This window comes from Bradyrhizobium sp. C9, from assembly GCF_002532045.1.
Classification (GTDB): domain Bacteria; phylum Pseudomonadota; class Alphaproteobacteria; order Rhizobiales; family Xanthobacteraceae; genus Bradyrhizobium.
Genome location: NZ_NWTG01000001.1, coordinates 403442 through 418922, shown reverse-complemented (window position 1 = coordinate 418922; position 15481 = coordinate 403442). Strand labels below are relative to the sequence as shown.

14 protein-coding genes are annotated in these 15481 nt (G+C 65.6%); 5 read left to right on the top strand and 9 right to left on the bottom strand.

Going from position 1 to position 15481, the window contains the following annotated elements; all coding sequences use genetic code 11:
* Positions 1-7: 7 nt before the first annotated feature.
* Positions 8-1660, bottom strand: coding sequence for a hydantoinase B/oxoprolinase family protein (locus tag CO675_RS01885; protein WP_097670324.1), 1653 nt, complete (start codon positions 1658-1660; stop codon positions 8-10).
* A gap of 263 nt (positions 1661-1923) precedes the next feature.
* Here CO675_RS01885 and CO675_RS01880 point away from each other — a divergent pair, with 263 nt between their 5' ends.
* The 4 genes from CO675_RS01880 to CO675_RS01865 are packed head-to-tail and all read left to right on the top strand — an operon-like array spanning position 1924 to position 5157.
* Positions 1924-2415, top strand: a complete 492-nt coding sequence (locus tag CO675_RS01880) for a DUF305 domain-containing protein (RefSeq protein ID WP_097670323.1) — start codon at positions 1924-1926, stop codon at positions 2413-2415.
* Positions 2415-3872: a YncE family protein gene (locus tag CO675_RS01875; protein WP_097670322.1), complete on the top strand. Its 1458-nt coding sequence runs from the start codon at positions 2415-2417 to the stop codon at positions 3870-3872. Before CO675_RS01880 ends, CO675_RS01875 begins: the two co-directional genes overlap by 1 nt.
* The gene (locus tag CO675_RS01870; protein WP_097670321.1) at positions 3869-4396 is read left to right on the top strand and encodes an RNA polymerase sigma factor; all 528 of its coding nucleotides are present in this window, start codon (positions 3869-3871) and stop codon (positions 4394-4396) included. Before CO675_RS01875 ends, CO675_RS01870 begins: the two co-directional genes overlap by 4 nt.
* On the top strand, positions 4393-5157 hold the full coding sequence (locus CO675_RS01865; protein WP_097670320.1) for an anti-sigma factor family protein: 765 nt from the start codon (positions 4393-4395) through the stop codon (positions 5155-5157). The genes CO675_RS01870 and CO675_RS01865 overlap by 4 nt, the downstream gene beginning before the upstream one ends.
* On the opposite strand, the gene CO675_RS01860 is transcribed toward CO675_RS01865, so the two are convergent.
* The 8 genes from CO675_RS01860 to CO675_RS01825 form a co-directional block, all read right to left on the bottom strand.
* Positions 5154-6407 (bottom strand): MFS transporter, encoded by a 1254-nt coding sequence (locus CO675_RS01860; protein WP_097670319.1) that lies wholly within the window; start codon positions 6405-6407, stop codon positions 5154-5156. The two genes, CO675_RS01865 and CO675_RS01860, sit on opposite strands and share 4 nt — an antisense overlap.
* A 250-nt stretch (positions 6408-6657) precedes the next feature.
* Positions 6658-7503 carry a CmcJ/NvfI family oxidoreductase gene (locus CO675_RS01855; protein WP_097670318.1) on the bottom strand — a complete coding sequence of 282 codons (846 nt, stop codon included), beginning with the start codon at positions 7501-7503 and terminating at the stop codon, positions 6658-6660.
* A gap of 281 nt (positions 7504-7784) precedes the next feature.
* Positions 7785-8726, bottom strand: coding sequence for an ABC transporter substrate-binding protein (locus CO675_RS01850; protein ID WP_097670317.1), 942 nt, complete (start codon positions 8724-8726; stop codon positions 7785-7787).
* Positions 8723-9817: an LLM class flavin-dependent oxidoreductase gene (locus CO675_RS01845; RefSeq protein WP_097670316.1), complete on the bottom strand. Its 1095-nt coding sequence runs from the start codon at positions 9815-9817 to the stop codon at positions 8723-8725. Before CO675_RS01845 ends, CO675_RS01850 begins: the two co-directional genes overlap by 4 nt.
* A gap of 33 nt (positions 9818-9850) precedes the next feature.
* Positions 9851-11023, bottom strand: coding sequence for an acyl-CoA dehydrogenase family protein (locus tag CO675_RS01840; RefSeq protein ID WP_097670315.1), 1173 nt, complete (start codon positions 11021-11023; stop codon positions 9851-9853).
* The gene (locus tag CO675_RS01835) at positions 11017-11814 is read right to left on the bottom strand and encodes an ABC transporter ATP-binding protein (RefSeq protein WP_097670314.1); all 798 of its coding nucleotides are present in this window, start codon (positions 11812-11814) and stop codon (positions 11017-11019) included. Before CO675_RS01835 ends, CO675_RS01840 begins: the two co-directional genes overlap by 7 nt.
* Positions 11808-12824, bottom strand: a complete 1017-nt coding sequence (locus CO675_RS01830) for an ABC transporter permease (protein WP_097670313.1) — start codon at positions 12822-12824, stop codon at positions 11808-11810. Before CO675_RS01830 ends, CO675_RS01835 begins: the two co-directional genes overlap by 7 nt.
* Positions 12802-13896: an ABC transporter substrate-binding protein gene (locus CO675_RS01825; protein ID WP_097670312.1), complete on the bottom strand. Its 1095-nt coding sequence runs from the start codon at positions 13894-13896 to the stop codon at positions 12802-12804. The genes CO675_RS01830 and CO675_RS01825 overlap by 23 nt, the downstream gene beginning before the upstream one ends.
* Positions 13897-14376: 480 nt before the next feature.
* Here CO675_RS01825 and CO675_RS01820 point away from each other — a divergent pair, with 480 nt between their 5' ends.
* On the top strand, positions 14377-15363 hold the full coding sequence (locus CO675_RS01820; RefSeq protein ID WP_097670311.1) for an ABC transporter substrate-binding protein: 987 nt from the start codon (positions 14377-14379) through the stop codon (positions 15361-15363).
* Positions 15364-15481 lie beyond the last annotated feature (118 nt).

Here is a 15481-nt window from a genome sequence, read left to right as displayed (position 1 = left end):
CGCCGCCCTATACCGCTTTCGAAACCAGACCTTGCGCCACGTCGCGCGCCCGCGCTTCCGCCGATCGCTTCTCCGGCGGACCCCAGCCGCCGCCACCGGACGATCGGATCTCCAGGCAATCGCCGGGGCGCAATTCGATGCCGACCTCCTTGGTCTTCAGCACGCGCGGCGCGCGGCCTTCCGACAACAGGCGATAGCGATGCGGCTCGCCGTCCTTGCCGCCGAGCATGCCGCAGGGGCCGTGACGCGCGCCGTCGCCGGCGGTGTTGCCGCGGGCCGGCTTTGCCGTCTCCAGCACCATGTCGAGCGCGACGCCGAGCCCGCCGCGATGCTGACCATCGCCGCCGGAATCCGGCCGGAATTCGTGCTGGCGGAAATGCAGGGGAAAGCGCACCTCGGCGACCTCGATGCTGCCGAATTTGAGGCCGCCGACCGAGTGCCACTCGCCGATCGACGAATAGCCGTCGCCGCCCGGCGATGCGCCGCCGCCGGGCCGCGCCTGGAACATGTGCCAGATGAAATTGCGCCCGTTGCGAGGATCCTCGCCCTGGATCGCGATGCGGAAGCGGCGACCCCAGCCGCCCATCACGCGATCCGGACACGACGCCGACATCGCCTTGATGATGGCTTCGACGATCTCGTTGGAGGGATGGCTGGTGCACAAGGTCACTGGCCTGCCAGGATCAGCCCACACGATGGTGCCCTGCTTCGCCACCACCTTGAGCGGCCGCAACGCGCCGGTGTTCTTGGGGATATCGGCGTCGATCAGATAGGCAAAGGCCATCGCCACCGCCGCCTGCATGTTGGCGTGCGACGAGTTGACGAAGCTGGTCGACTGCGGATCGGAGCCGGTGAGATCGACCTCGATGTCGCTGCCGGTCTTGGTCACCTTGGCCGCGATCTTGATGTCGGTGCGGCCGTGGCCGTCATCATCGAGCAGGGCCTCGCCGTAGAACACGCCGTCCTTCCAGCTCGACACCACGGCGCGGGTCTGTTGCTCGGTCGCGTCAAGAATGGCCTCGATGGCGGCTTGGACGGTCTCGGCGCCGAACTCGCTGAACAGTTTTGCGACGCGACGCTCGCCGAGGTGCGCGGCGCCCAGCATCGCTGCGAGGTCGCCGCGGAATTCCCTGGGGTTGCGGATGTTGAGCGCCAGCAGGTCGAGCAGGTCCTCACGCGGCTTGCCGGCCTCGTAGAGCTTGATCGGCGGAATCCGGATGCCTTCCTGATAGATCTCGGTCGCGGCGGGATTGTAGGCGCCGTGGGTGGCGCCGCCGATGTCGCTCTGATGCGCGCGCACGATGGTCCAGAGCAATCGCTTGCCGCCGTCGAACACCGGCACGAAGGCGGTGAGATCGGGCAGATGGCTGCCGCCCTGATAGGGATCGTTGAGCAGGATGACGTCGCCGGGCGCGACATCCTTGAAGCGTTCCTCGACCGCGAGCGTCGCCCAGGGCAAGGCGCCGACATGCACCGGAATGTGGTCGGCCTGCGCGATCAGCCGCCCGCCGGTGTCGCAGATCGCCAGCGAAAAATCGCGGCTGGAATTGAGGATCTGCGAATAGGAGGTGCGAAGCATGGCTTCGCCCATCTCCTTCACGATCGACGACAGGCGGTGCTGGACGACGGAACGGGTGATCGGATCGATCTTGGCGGACATTTTTGCCCTTGTGGGCGCATCGGACTGCGCAGAGAGGATCGCGGAACCGGTCGATCAGGACCGGAATTCCTTCTTATAGCCAGAGGCTTGCCATTCGCAAATCGGCCGGTTCGGCGTAACGGGGTATTCCATCGATCAGCAAGTCGTGATCGACAGGAATCCACCCGGCGACGGAATAGAACTCACGCCACCGCGTCCCACCCATGCAAGCCGGCCTTAAGGCCGGACCGCTCGGGCTTTCCGACAACTCCCAGGGTGACGCAATGCTTCCTCGATTCCTCAAACCCGGTCTCGCGCCGTTCGGCGCGGCCGTCCTGCTCGCTGTTGCCGCGGCCACGTTCGCGCATGACGGCGATCATCATCCGGCCGAGAGCGCGCTGTCGGCCGACGAGAGCGCCTTCCTCGCCGAGAACGATGCCGCGATGACCAAGATGATGAATGACATGGCCGCCAGGCCGAGCGGCGACATCGACCGCGATTTCGTCGCGATGATGACGCCGCACCACCAGGGCGCGATCGACATGGCGGTGATCGAGCTGCGCTACGGCAAGAACGAGCGGCTGCGCCGGATCGCACAGGAGATCATCGTCGAGCAGCGTCAGGAGATCGACGCCATGAAGCTCGCGCTCGGCGAACAGGTCACCGACACGACACCGGCCCCGACGCAACAACCGGGTGCGACACCCGCCCTGGCGGGGACCAGCCACGATCACATGAACATGCACCACGACATGATAAAGCAGGAGACCAAGTGATGACGAGCCCATTCATGAAGGGCCTGCTGGCCACCAGCATGATCGTGCTGTCGACGTCGGCGTTTGCCGGGCAGGCGCCGGGCGCCGTGTCCGCACCCGACATCCCGATCAGCCATCATGATCGCGTCTACGCCGCCGAGCAGTTCTCGAACACGGTGTCGGTCACCGATCCCGTCGACAACAAGTTACTCGGCGTCATCAGGCTCGGCGACCCGCAGCCCGGCAATTTCAGCCCGCTCTACAAGGGACAGGTGCTGGTCCACGGCATGGGCTATTCGCCCGACCACCACACCCTCGCCATCGTCTCGATCGGCTCGAACTCGGTGACCTTCATCGACACCGTGACCAACGCGGTCAAGCACGTCACCTATGTCGGGCGCTCGCCGCACGAGGCGTTCTTCACGCCCGACGGCAAGGAGGTGTGGGTCACCGTGCGCGGCGAAAACTACATCTCGGTGATCGACGCGAAGAGCTTCAAGGAAACGATGCGGATCGAGGTGCCGGCGGGACCGGGCATGCAGATCTTCTCGCCCGACGGCAAATACGGCTACATCTGCTCGTCGTTCAATCCGGAGACCGAGGTGGTCTCGGTGGCCGACCATCAGATCGTCGCCAAGGTGAAACAGGAAAGCCCGTTCTGTCCCAACATCGCAGCGACACCGGACGGCGAGCAGGTGTGGTTCACGCTGAAGGATGTCGGTAGGACCCAGGTCTTCAACGGCAGGCCGCCGTTCAATTTGATCAAGACGATCGACACCGGCCCGATCACCAACCACGTCAATTTCGCGAAGACGGCCAAGGGCACCTTCGCCTATGTGACCATCGGCGGCACCAACGAGGTCAAGGTGTTCCGCACCGACGACTTCTCCGAGGTCGCGACCATTGCCGTCGGCAACCTCCCGCATGGCATCTGGCCGTCCGGCGACGGCACGCGGGTCTATGTCGGCCTGGAGAATGCCGATGCGCTGGCCGCGATCGACACTGCGACCAACAAGGTGATTGCCAACATCCCGATCGGCCAGGCGCCGCAGGCCATCGCCTACGTGCCGAACGCCGCGCCGAACCCGGACGACCGCCAGAACCTGCAGGCGCTCGGCGTCGCCGGCCAGGCCGCCCACCTCACGCTCGCGGCGAAGAAGGACGCCAAGAGCGACAAGCCGCCGACCAGCATTTCGCTGTTCGACCAGGGTTTGATCCAGGTGGTGCAGGCATCGGTCACCGGGCTCGAACCCAAGCAGCACTACGTGCTAGGATTGGCCGAACGTGCCGATGGGACGGGATCGGTGCAGCCGCTGGCAGCCTTCATGACCAATCCCGCCGGCTCCGCGATCGTCAACGCCGCCGGTCCGATCCGCCAGATCGTGCAGAGCGCGGCCAAGGCGGAACGGCGTTATCTCGTCATCGCATCAGGCGAACCGGCGAAACCCGGTGCGGTCATTCAGGTGCAAACGCCATGAACGACATGCTGCGCCTCGTCGAGCCGCTGATACCCGCCTTGCGGCGGTATGCGCGGGCCCTCGTCCGCGACCACGCGGCGGCCGACGATTTGGTGCAGGACTGCCTGGAACGCGCCGTCATTCATTGGGAGCAGCGGCGGTCGGACAATCCGCGGCCGTGGCTGTTCGCGATCCTGCATAATCTCGCCATCAACCAGTTTCGCCGCGCAACGACGCGCGGCGTCCATGTCGCGATCGACGAAACCAACGAGGATGCATTCGGCCAGGACGCAGAGCAGGAGCACAAGGTGACCTACCGCGATGTCATGACGAAGCTCGCAAGGCTTCCGCATGACCAGCGTGCGGTGCTGCTGCTCGTCGGCGTCGAGGACCTGTCCTATGCCGACGCCGCCAAGGTGCTCGGTGTACCCATCGGCACGGTGATGTCGCGGCTGGCGCGCGCCCGCGAGCGGCTCCACCAGGAGTTGGAGGGCACTGCCGGCGATCTGAACAATAATATCGTGCAATTGCGGAACAAGTCATGAGCAACCGACCCATTACCGAAGACGATCTGCATGCCTACGTGGATCGCGCGCTGGAGCCGGAGCGCGAGGCCGAAGTCGCGGCCTATCTGGAAAAGCATCCGGACGTCGCCAAGCGCATCGCCGCCTACTCCGATGAGCGTAACCTGCTGCGATCGGCATTGCTGCCGATTGCCGAGGAACCACTGCCGCCGCAGCTCAACCTCGCCAGGATGATCGAGCGACCGCGCCGCCGCCCCTCGTCATTGCGCTGGGCCATCGCAGCGATGCTGATGCTCTCGATCGGCGGCCTTGGCGGATGGATGATCCGTGGCGCGACGCAGGCGCCGGCCGGCGGGCTTGCGGCGCTGGCCGAGGAAGCAAGCGATTCCTACAAGGTCTACGCCTCGGACCACACCCGGCCGGTCGAGCTGCGCGACAGCACCGAGCTTGTGCAATGGGTCTCGAACCGGCTGCGTCAGCCGGTCAAGCTGCCGGACCTGAGCAAGTCGGGATATCGCTTGATGGGCGGACGGGTGGTGCCGACCGCGCACGGTCCGGCGGCCATGTTCATGTACGACGATGATCACGGCGAGCGGCTTGTGGTCCTCACCCGCCCGATGACGTCGGATCAGAACGCACCGATGGCCGCGCATTCGGGCGGCGATATCGCCGGTTTCTCCTGGGCCGACGGCGGCACGGGCTATAGCCTCGTCGGGCCGCGCGGGGTCGATGCCTTGCGGCCGCTTGCCAACGAAATCCGCAAGCAGGCACAGACGATCTAGGCGGCGGAAGGCCTGGTGTAGATCAGGAACAGCACAACGCCGATCACCAGGGCGCCCGCGATGAACAGCAGCACCGCGGGCAAACCGAACAGCGCCGCGACGCCCGCGGTGCTCGATTGCAGCAGCGCCGCGCCGAGAAAGAACGCGAGATTGACCGACGACAACGCCTTGCCGGTGTCCTTCGCGTCGACCAGCTGCCGTGTCATGCCGTAGATCAGCGGCTGCGCCGACGTCGCAAGCCCGATCAGGACCAGCAGCACCAGGTCATATCGCGTCGGCATCACGGCAACGCCGAGCAGGTTCGAGACCGGGAAATGCGGCGCGCCGGCCGCCATCAGCACCAGCAGCAGCGCGGCGACGGCATGGGTCGACGCCACCATGGTGCGGCGATGCCCGAACTTGCGATCGATGGCACCGATGCAGGCCGGGCCGATGATCATCGCCAGCGTGAACAGGCCGAGCAGATTGCCGGCTTCGATGCGGCTCAGCCCCTTCACGTCCATCAGCCACGGCCCGCCCCACAGGCCGCGCAGCACCAGCGATGCGCCGAGCGACACCAGCGACAGCGCGATCAGTCCGCGCAGGCCGCGCGACAGGCCGAGCCGCAGCACCTCGGCCATCTGCTGCAAGGGTGAGGAATCGTCGGCATGCGCTGCAGGCTGCCGCGGCACCAGCGCGAACACCGCGATCAGCACGGCAATGCCGAATCCGGCCGAGATCCAGAAGCCGGCGCGCCAGCCGAGCTGGTCGACCACGAAGGCCAGCGGGCTGGCCGACAGCAGCATGCCGATATTGCCGATCGAGAGGATCAGGCCGGACCACAGGCCGAACTTCGCCGCCGACATCTGCTTGGCCGCCAGCGTCATCGGGCACATCAGCATGCCCGAGGTGGCGATGCCGAGCATCAGTTGCCCGAGCACGAAGCTCGCGGGACCCATCGCGAGCGCCGAGACCAGCGTCCCGACCACGGTACCTCCGAGCAGGCTCAGCGACACCGGCCGCACGCCAAATCGGTCCATCGCGGCGCCGACCGGGATTTGCGAGGCCGCAAAGGAGAAGTGGTAGATCGCGGTGAGGCTCGCCAGCGCCTGCGGCGAGGTGCCGAAATCGCGCGCCATCAGATCGAGGCTGATCGCGGGGATCGTGCGCAGCAGCGTCGACAGCATGTGGCCGGAGGCCAATGCCAGAAGTGCAAGGACCAGGGCGCGGAACCCGATCCCCGCTGCTTCCTTCGTCACCACGCCGTCCATCAGTAGCCCTTTCCCCGAGCAGTTGGGGGACGGGCGTAACATTATTGGGCTGACGGTGCCAAGTTTGAGGGCAGATCCGATTCGTTCTGCCGTCCTTGCCTCTCCCGCTTGCGGGGGAGGCCGGAGCGCATCTTCAGATGCGGTCCGGGTGGGGGCTCTCTCCACAATACGACTCGTGGAGAGAGCCCCCACCCCAACCCTCCCCGCAAGCGGGAGAGGGAGCGCACCTCTTATGCCGTAACATTCTTCATCAATGCTTATGGAACACCAGCGTGCGGAGCTCGATGCTCTCGCGCGGTGCGGCGTCCGCCGGCGTGGTCGGATCGACGAAGGCGGTGTGCGGTCCAAACCGGGTCCGGCCGTCGGTCGCCGAGTCGTAGCATTTCAGCAGGATCGCCTCGTCCGGCGTCATCTCGGGAATGTAGAACCAGCGATGGTTCGGATTGTACTTCACCGAATAGGTCTCGCCGCTGCGGTTCGGATAGATCAGGTCGGACGCGATCAGATCCTCCGGCGCGACCGTGGTGCCATCGGCCATCGCGAGCGGTGAATCACGCAAGGGACCTCGGATCGGACGCCACAGATTGATCACCTGGACGCGGCCCTTGACGAGTTGCTCAGCCTCGTCAGGCAAGTGCTCGAACACCCTGTTGTGGCCGGAGACGGCGGTCTGATCGACATGGACGCGGGTCGCGGGCTGGCGCGGGCCGCCGCCGCGGATATCAGCCGCACCCTCGACCCGCTTGCGCACGGTGTGATCGAAGATGAAGACACGATCCGCCTTCAGCGTCGCCTTGAGGAAGGCTTCGACCGCCGGGTAGTAGACGTTGCGGACTTCGTTGTCGTCGTAATAGTCCTTCACGATGGTCGGATGCTTGACCAGCGCGAAGCCCTCGCGGTCGAGCGAGAAGCTGTCGGCGATCAGGCGCCCGTCGAAGATCGGGACGTTGTGGGCTTCGGGCAGCGCGGTGGATTTGGGTTCGCCGGGCGGCGGATCGAAAGCGTAAGTCCGGGGCTTGCCCGGTGTCGGCGCGAGATAATTCAGTTCAGCGGTCACAAACGGCAGCGACTCGATGCGAGTTTCTTGAAGGCCCACGGTGATCTCCCGGACTCGATTGTTCGTGCGTTTGATCTTGGCGGTGCTGGAGAGCGCGGCAAGGGCACGACGAAAATAGCAACGTTGCGGTTTTGGAAGGCACTGAACGGGTAAAATCCTTGCCGCAGCGCTGCCTACGGACGAATGGATATCTTTGAGATCACGGGTTCGTTAGCGGTACAATCGTGCGAAGTTGAATCGCTTCCGCGGAGATGGTCCCATCTCGTCGTCCTGGCGAAAGCCAGGACGACGCTGAATGCTTAGCATCGCTTGCAAATTGCCTACAACCCCGCGCCCTTCTCCACCGCCGCGCCAAACGACCGGTCGACGATGTCGGCGGCGTTGACCTTTTGTCTGATCAGGCCCCAGCGGTCGTAGAGGTCGATGGTCTTCTGCTCGTCGGCCACCACGCTGTCGTCGATCGGCGCGATGCGTATCTTGGCGCGGGTCAGCCAGTTCAGCGCCACGGCAGGCGGGATGTTCATCAGCCTGCCCCACGTCGCAGCGTAGCCCTCGACATTGGTCTGCGACCATGCGCGCGCGGCCGCCAGCCGGCGCACGAAATCCTCCAGCTCGACACGCTTGTCCTTGATCGCGGCCGGCGTTGCGACCTGGAAGCCGAGGCCGGGCGTGATGCCGTCGGCCGTGATGACGCGGCGCGACTTGAACAGCACCTCTTCCTGGCTCACGTAAGGCTCCCAGGTCGACCAGGCGTCGACCGAGCCTTGCGTGTAGGCGACCTTGGCATCCGACGGCGCCAGGAACACGATCTGCACGTCGCTCGCCTGCCAGCCTCTCGATCCCAGCGCGGCCAGGATCAGCTGATGGCCGATCGAGCCGCGGCCGGTCGCGATCTTCTTGCCGCGCAGATCGTCAAAGCTTTTGATCGCAGAGTTCTCCGGCACCACGACCGCAAGCCCCTCGCCCGACTGCCTGACCGCGGCGATCGCCTTGACCGGGACGTTGGCCGCGGCCGCGAAGGTGAACGGCGCATCGCCGACCAGGCCGGTGTCGATCGCACCCGCGCCCAAGGCTTCCAGCAACGGCGCGGCAGCGGCGAACTCCTTCCATTCGATCTTGTAGGGGACGTTCTTGAGCACGCCGGCCGCTTCCATCACGGCCTGCGAATTGCCCTTCTGGTCGCCGACGCGCAACGTGGTCTGCGCGTCGGCAGAGTCGATGACGGCGAGCGCAAGCGCCGCCGCGACAAGGAGACGGATCATTCGGCGGCGATCCCCCGCTGCTGGTCGCGCGCTTCGATCAGCTTGCGGGTCAGCGGGATCAGCTCGCGGCCATAGTCGATTGCATCGACCAGCGGATCGAAGCCGCGGATCAGGAAGTGGCTGACGCCGAGATCGTAGTAATCGGCGAACACCTCGGCGACCTGCTCGGGCGTGCCGACCAACGCCGTGGTGTTGCTGTTGGCGCCGGTGAGCTTGGCGATCTCGGTCCACAGCCGCTTGTCGATTCGGGTCCCCTGATCGGCCAGCGCCAGCAGCCGCTTGGCGCCGTCGGTCGCGTGATTGGGACGGCGGTAGCCGGTCTGGTCCTGCAACGCGGTGGCGCGCGCGAGGATATGCTCCGCCTTCGCCCACGCCTTCTCCTCGGTGTCGGCGAGGATCGGCCGCACCGACAGGCTGAAGCGCGGCGTCGGCCGGCCATGCTTGGCCGCGGCCGCGCGCACCCGCGCGGTGACGTCGCGCACCTGGGCATAGGATTCACCCCACAGCGCGAAGGTATCGGCGTGCTTGCCCGCAACCTCGACCGCGGCATCCGAGCCGCCGCCGACGAAGGTGTAGATGCCGCCCTTCTGCAACGGCTTCACCTGCGAGAAGCCGTTCTCGACGTTGTAGTACTTGCCGCTGTAGTTGAACGGCTTCTCGCTGGTCCATTCCAGCCGCACCACGTCGAGGAATTCGCTGGTGCGGGCGTAGCGCTCGTCCTTGTCGTCGAGCGTATTGCCGTCCTGGCGCAGCTCGATGGCGTTGCCGCCGGTGATGACGTGCAGCGAGACCCGGCCGCCATAGAACTGATCCAGCGTCGCAAGCTGGCGCGCCAAAAGCGTCGGCGCGGTGAAGCCCGGGCGCTGCGCGATCATCACCTTGAGCTGCTTGGTGATGGTCAGGACATGCTGCGCGACCTGCAGCGCGTCCGGCGTGGTCGAGTGGAACGCCAGCAGCGCGCGGTCGAAGCCGGCAAGCTCATGGGCCTTGGCGACGGTCTCGATATAGGGCGGATCGAGCACCGGGCCGGAGCGGACGATCGTCTCGGAGGCATTGTTGTTGGTGATGAAGCCGATGAACTCGACCGGCATGACTGACAACTCCGTTGTTGTTGGCTGTTGTTTTCAGACGCCCAGCGCGGAGCGTCCGGCGGAGACACGGGTGGCATCGTCTTGCGGGGTATGGACACGGCCGCACAGCACGTCACGGTAATGCCGCTCCAGCGGATTGGTTCGCGACAGGCCGTGATTGCTGGTCAGCGACAAGGCATCCTCCACCACTGCTGCGGCGTTATTGGTCACCGTCAGCTTGATGATGTTAGACTCGATCGCCGACAGCGGGAAGCCGTTATCGAAATCGGCGGCGAAGCTGTCGATCAGGCGGGCATTGACCGCAAGACGGGCCTCGATGCCGCCGACGACCTCCTGCATGCGCGGCAATGTCGCCAGCGGCGCGCCGAGATTGGCGGGCACCCGCTCCTTGAGGAATTTGACCAGCCAGTCGCGGGCGGCGCGGGCGATGCCGTCATAAATCGCGGCGACGAAGATCGCATGCACGGTTGCCTGGGTGACGTCAGGAACCTTCCAGTCGTCGGGCCGGCGGACGTCGATCTCGTAATCCAGCGGAAACACGACGTCGTCGAAGATCACGGTGTGGCTGCCGCTGGCGCGCAGGCCAAGATGATCCCAGGTCTCCTCGATCCGCGTTCCCGGCAGGCCGGCTGGAACCAGAAACAAGCCGACACGGGCGTCCTGCTCGTCGGTCTTCGCCCAGACCGAATACCATTTCAGGATCGGCGCACCGGTCGAATAGATCTTGCGGCCGGTCAGCCGCCAGCCGGTCTCGGTGCGGCGCGCCGTGGTCGCGGGCAGGCCGCCGCGCGCGGGCGAGCCCAGCTCGGGCTCGACGCGAAGCGCGTTGATCAGCGCCACGCCTTCGACCGTTTCCCTGGCGAGCTTGCGCGCCAGACGGCCGGGCCAACGGGTGCTGCGCGCCATCACCAGATGCTGGATGTAATGCATCGACAGCACCAGCGCAGTCGACGGATCGGCCTTGCCGATGATACCGAGAACACGCGTGGCATCGCGGGCACCCGCCCCTCCGCCGCCGAGCGCCGCCGGCACGGTCAGCGCCAGCAGCCCTTCGCGCGACAGGTCGGCGAAATTCTCGAAGGGAAAGCTGGCATCGCGATCATGTGCGGGGGCACGCGCGGCAAACAGCTCGGCGAGCCGCAACGCGCGCGCGATGGGCTCAGGCTGGTTCGCCGGCGGCAGCTCCCGCGCCGCTGTCGTCACCATGTCGCCTCCAGCCCGAGCAGGCCGAGGATCTGCTTGCGCAGCTCCGCCAGATAGGGATCGCCGCGATGCCGCGGGTACGGCCGGGCCACGGCAATATCGGCCTTGATCCGCGCCGGGCGGTCGGAGAGCACGATGACGCGGTTGGCGAGCACGAGCGCTTCCTCGACGTCATGGGTGACCAGCAGCGTGGTGAAGCCCTTGCGCTGCCACAGCGCGACGAGCTCGGCCTGCATCGCGATCCGGGTCAGCGAATCGAGCTTGCCGAGCGGCTCGTCGAGCACCAGGATCTTGGGATCGTTGACCAGCGCGCGCGCCAGCGCCACGCGCTGCGCCATGCCGCCGGAGAGCTGGTGCGGATAGGCATTGCGAAACGAGGACAGGCCGACCAGCTCGATGACCGCATCGACCCGATGCCGCTGCGCCTTCAGGATGCCCTGCGCTTCCAGCCCGAGCGCGACATTGCCCCACACCGAGCGCCACGGGAACAGCGTCGGGTCCTGGAACACGACGACACGCGACGGATGCGGGCCACTGATGCGGACTTCATCCTCGCGCAGCGAGCCGCTGCGCGGCTTCTCGAGCCCCGCGACCAGCCGCAGCAGGGTCGACTTGCCGCAGCCGGACGGACCGAGCAGCGCGACGAATTCGCCGGGCGCGATGGAAAGATTGACATTGTCGAGCACCGGCAGCACAGCGCCATCGATGTCGAAGGCGTGGCTGACGCCTTCGACATCGAGTTCGGCGCCGACCGCAGGATAGCTGATCGCTTCGGCTGCGGATTGCACTACCATTTGACGACGCCCTTCTGCCAGACCAGCAGGCGATCACGCGTCCGGAACAGCAGCGTGATCGCGCCGGAGCAGAGCAACGACATCACGATCAGCGCCGCATACATATTGGCATAGGCCGCCCAGCCCTGCGCCCATTGCAGGTACCAGCCGAGCCCGGCCTTGACGCCGATCATCTCGGCGACCACGAGCACGGCAAAGGACGAGCCGAGCCCCATGAACAGGCCGACGAACACGTGCGGCAGCGCGGCGGGAATTGCGACTTTCAGCACCAGGAACGACGGCTTGGCGCCGAGCGTGCGTGCGACGTCGTAATAGGCCCTGCTGACGCTCGCCACACCTGACCAGGTCAAGACGGTCACCGGGAAGCCGGTGGCAAGCGCGATCAGGAAGGTCGACGCGCTCCAGCTCGACGGGAAGGTGAAGAAGGCGATCGGCAGCCAGGCGGTGGCCGGCAGCGGGCCGATGAAGCGCAGCACCGGATGTACCCAATAGCCGATCTTCTGCGACCAGCCGATCGAGACGCCGGTGATGAAACCAACGGTCGCGCCGATGATGTAGCCGCCGAGTTGCAGCTTGATCGAGGCGAACACGCTGTCGAGCAGCTTCGGCAGATCGTCGGTATAGACCTCGAGGATCGACTGCGGCGGCGGGAAGAACGGCAGCGGCAGCCAGGCGAATTTCGCGGTGGCGACCTCCCACAGCGTGACGAAAGCACCGAACGCCACCAGCCATGGCGCCCGCTTGCGCAGCGCCTGCCCGGCGTTGCCGAGATAATCCGCGCTGAACGTGCCGAACAGGACGAAGGCGGCGATGACGATCGCGCCGATGCCGAGCGAAGAGGTTCGCGACCAGTCGCCGACATCGGGCCAGTAGAGGCATGACACCCCGAAGGCGAGCCAAACGAGGCTCGCGGCGAGGCCAACGCCGTAGCTGCCGGAGAGGTTCGCAAACGTGACAGCAGCGCGCGGCGCGGCGGCGGCCGTCGTGTCAGACACTGAATACGTCGACATAGATCCGCTCCGCGAATTTGGCCGTGTCGGTGCTCTGCTTGAACACCTGCACCGATTTCAGGTCGTCGGCGTAACCCTTGAGCTCGCGCTTGAGCACTTCGCCGGTCGGATGATGGTGATGGGTGTGGTAGCGCGCCATCGCCTCGAGATCGGCGAGGCTCGCGGCCTTCGGCGCATAGGGCTGGAACGACTTCGCCGCCTTGTCCGGATTCTGCGAGGTGAACATCGCGGCATCGAGCAGCGCCTGGGTGATGGCGCGCGCGACATGCGGCTCTTCCCGCACCAGGCTGCCGCGCAGGCCGACGATGCAGCAGCTCTTGTCGCGGTACTCGCCGTCGAGATTGGAGGCGACCTCCTTGTACTGCGTATCCTTCAGCCAGAGATAGGCCAGCGGGTCCGACGACAGGAAGGCCTGTACCTCGCCCTTCTCGACCGCGACATTCAGCAGATTGCCGGGATAGGCGCGCCAGTCGACGTCCCTGACCGGGTCGATGCCGAGCTTGGACAACTGGATCGAGAAGAAATTCTTGTCGGGACCGGCGAGATCGCCGACCGCGACGATCTTGCCCTTGAGATCGGCGAGCTTGCCAATGCCGGAACTGGTGCGGGTCAGGACGCGCATGCAGCCGCCATGGGTACCGGCCGCGATCTTGACGTCAAACCCCTGCTCCAGCGGCTTGAGCCAGCGCAGCGCCATGCCGAGCCCGGCGTCGCTCTTGCCGGTGGCGATCGCCTCCAGCAGCTGGTCGGTCGAGCCGGAATAGTTGACGAGCTCGACGTCGAGATTCTGCTTCTGGAAGAAGCCGTGGTCGATTGCGACCGGCAGCGGCGCGAGGCAGACCGCGCCGGCATTCCAGGACAGCTTCAACTTGCGCGGGCTCCCTGCCAGTGGCGGCGCGTCGGAGGCGGTCTTGCAGATCGGGAACTCGGAGAAGTCGATCGCCGATGCGACCAGCCGCGGCCCGAAGGCCTGCGCGCCATAGGCGCCGATCGGCGCGGCAAGGGCTGCGGCGGCGCCTGCACGCAGTAACGTGCGGCGATTCATCACCGTCTTCTTGTTGTCGACAGACATTTTGACTCCTGCATTTCGGCAAGGCTCCGCCCCGCGCGCAAACGTGTCCGTCTGCGCGCCCCGTCGTTCGAAGCTCATGGTTCAGAAAAAAGCGGATTTCTCCGGCGCTATTGCGTTCAAAGCAACCCACTAATGATGCGGCGCGACAACTTCACCGTCAATGAAATGGAATTTCGAATGTGGCCAGTGCGGCAGCTGAACTCTCCACGATCGCAGCGCGCGACGACGAAAGGATTTTCGCTGCTGTAGCGGCGCAGACGGACAACAGGACAGCATCGATTGCACCAAATTTGACCGAAAGGTCGCCGCTTGCGCGATGTCTTCTACGCATGACGGCTCGGCGAGATCATCCTTGCTGCGCGCGGGCCGATTTCAGTTTTCCGTTTCGTTGACGGCGAACGGCTTGCTCATAGACTTGATCGAACGCTGCCGCGCTTTCCGACGAGCAGCGAATGAATCAGGAAGAAGAAGAAAATGCGTATGCGCAAACTGACCCGCCCGGGTTCTCCCTACACTCTCACCCGCCGCACCGCGGCCGCGCTGATCACCGCCGTGATCACGCTGTCGACATCAGCTGCGGCGTTCGCGGCTGATGCGATCGTGCTGCGGGTCGGCGACCAGAAGGGCGGCAACCGCTCGCTGCTCGAGATCTCCGGCTTTGCCAAGGACCTGCCCTACAAGATCGAATGGTCGGAATTCCCGGCCGCGGCGCCGATCCTCGAGGCACTCAATGCCGGCGCGCTCGACGTCGGCTATACCGGCGACCTTGCCTTCCTCACGGTCTATGCCGCGGGCGCACCGATCAAGGCGATTGGCGGGACGCGCGCCGATCCGAAGACTCAGGCGATCCTGGTGCGCGGGGATTCGCCGATCAAGACGGCGGCCGATCTGAAGGGCAAGCGCCTCGCCGGCACCCGCGGCGGCTGGGGCCAGTTCCTGATCGACGCGACGCTGGAAAAAGCCGGCAACCGGATCGAAGACGCGACCTTCGCCCCGCTCGGCCCGGTCGACGCCAAGATCGCGCTCGTTGCCGGTTCAATCGACGGTTGGGCGGTGTGGGAGCCCTACGTCTCCTTTGCAACCCTGAAGGACAAAGCGCGCGTCGTTGCCGATGGCGAAGGCCTGACGCCGACCATCACCTTCATCGTTGCCTCCGACAACGCGATCGCGACCAAGCGTGCCGCGGTGCAGGACCTCGTACAGCGGCTGAACAAGGCACGGCTGTGGTCGCTCGACCATCTCGCCGAATACGCGAAGAGCACGGCGGAGCTCACAAAACTGCCCGACGATGTGCTGTTCGCCGCCTACACCGCGCAGAAGACCTCACCGATCGCGATCGACGAGGCCGTGGTGAAGGAGGTGCAGGCCGCCTCCGACCGCGCCACGCGCTATGGCATCCTCGGCAAGACGCTCGATGTCGGCAAGGCCGTCGAGCGCAGTTTTACGGCAAGCGCAAGCTTCAACTAGCGATCCTCACCTCCCCTTGAAAAAGGGGAGGTCGGTTTGCGCAGCAAACCGGTGGGGACCCTGCCTCCGCGAGCGCCGGCGTTCGTGGAGAGCACCCCCCACCCGGCCCTCCCCCTTT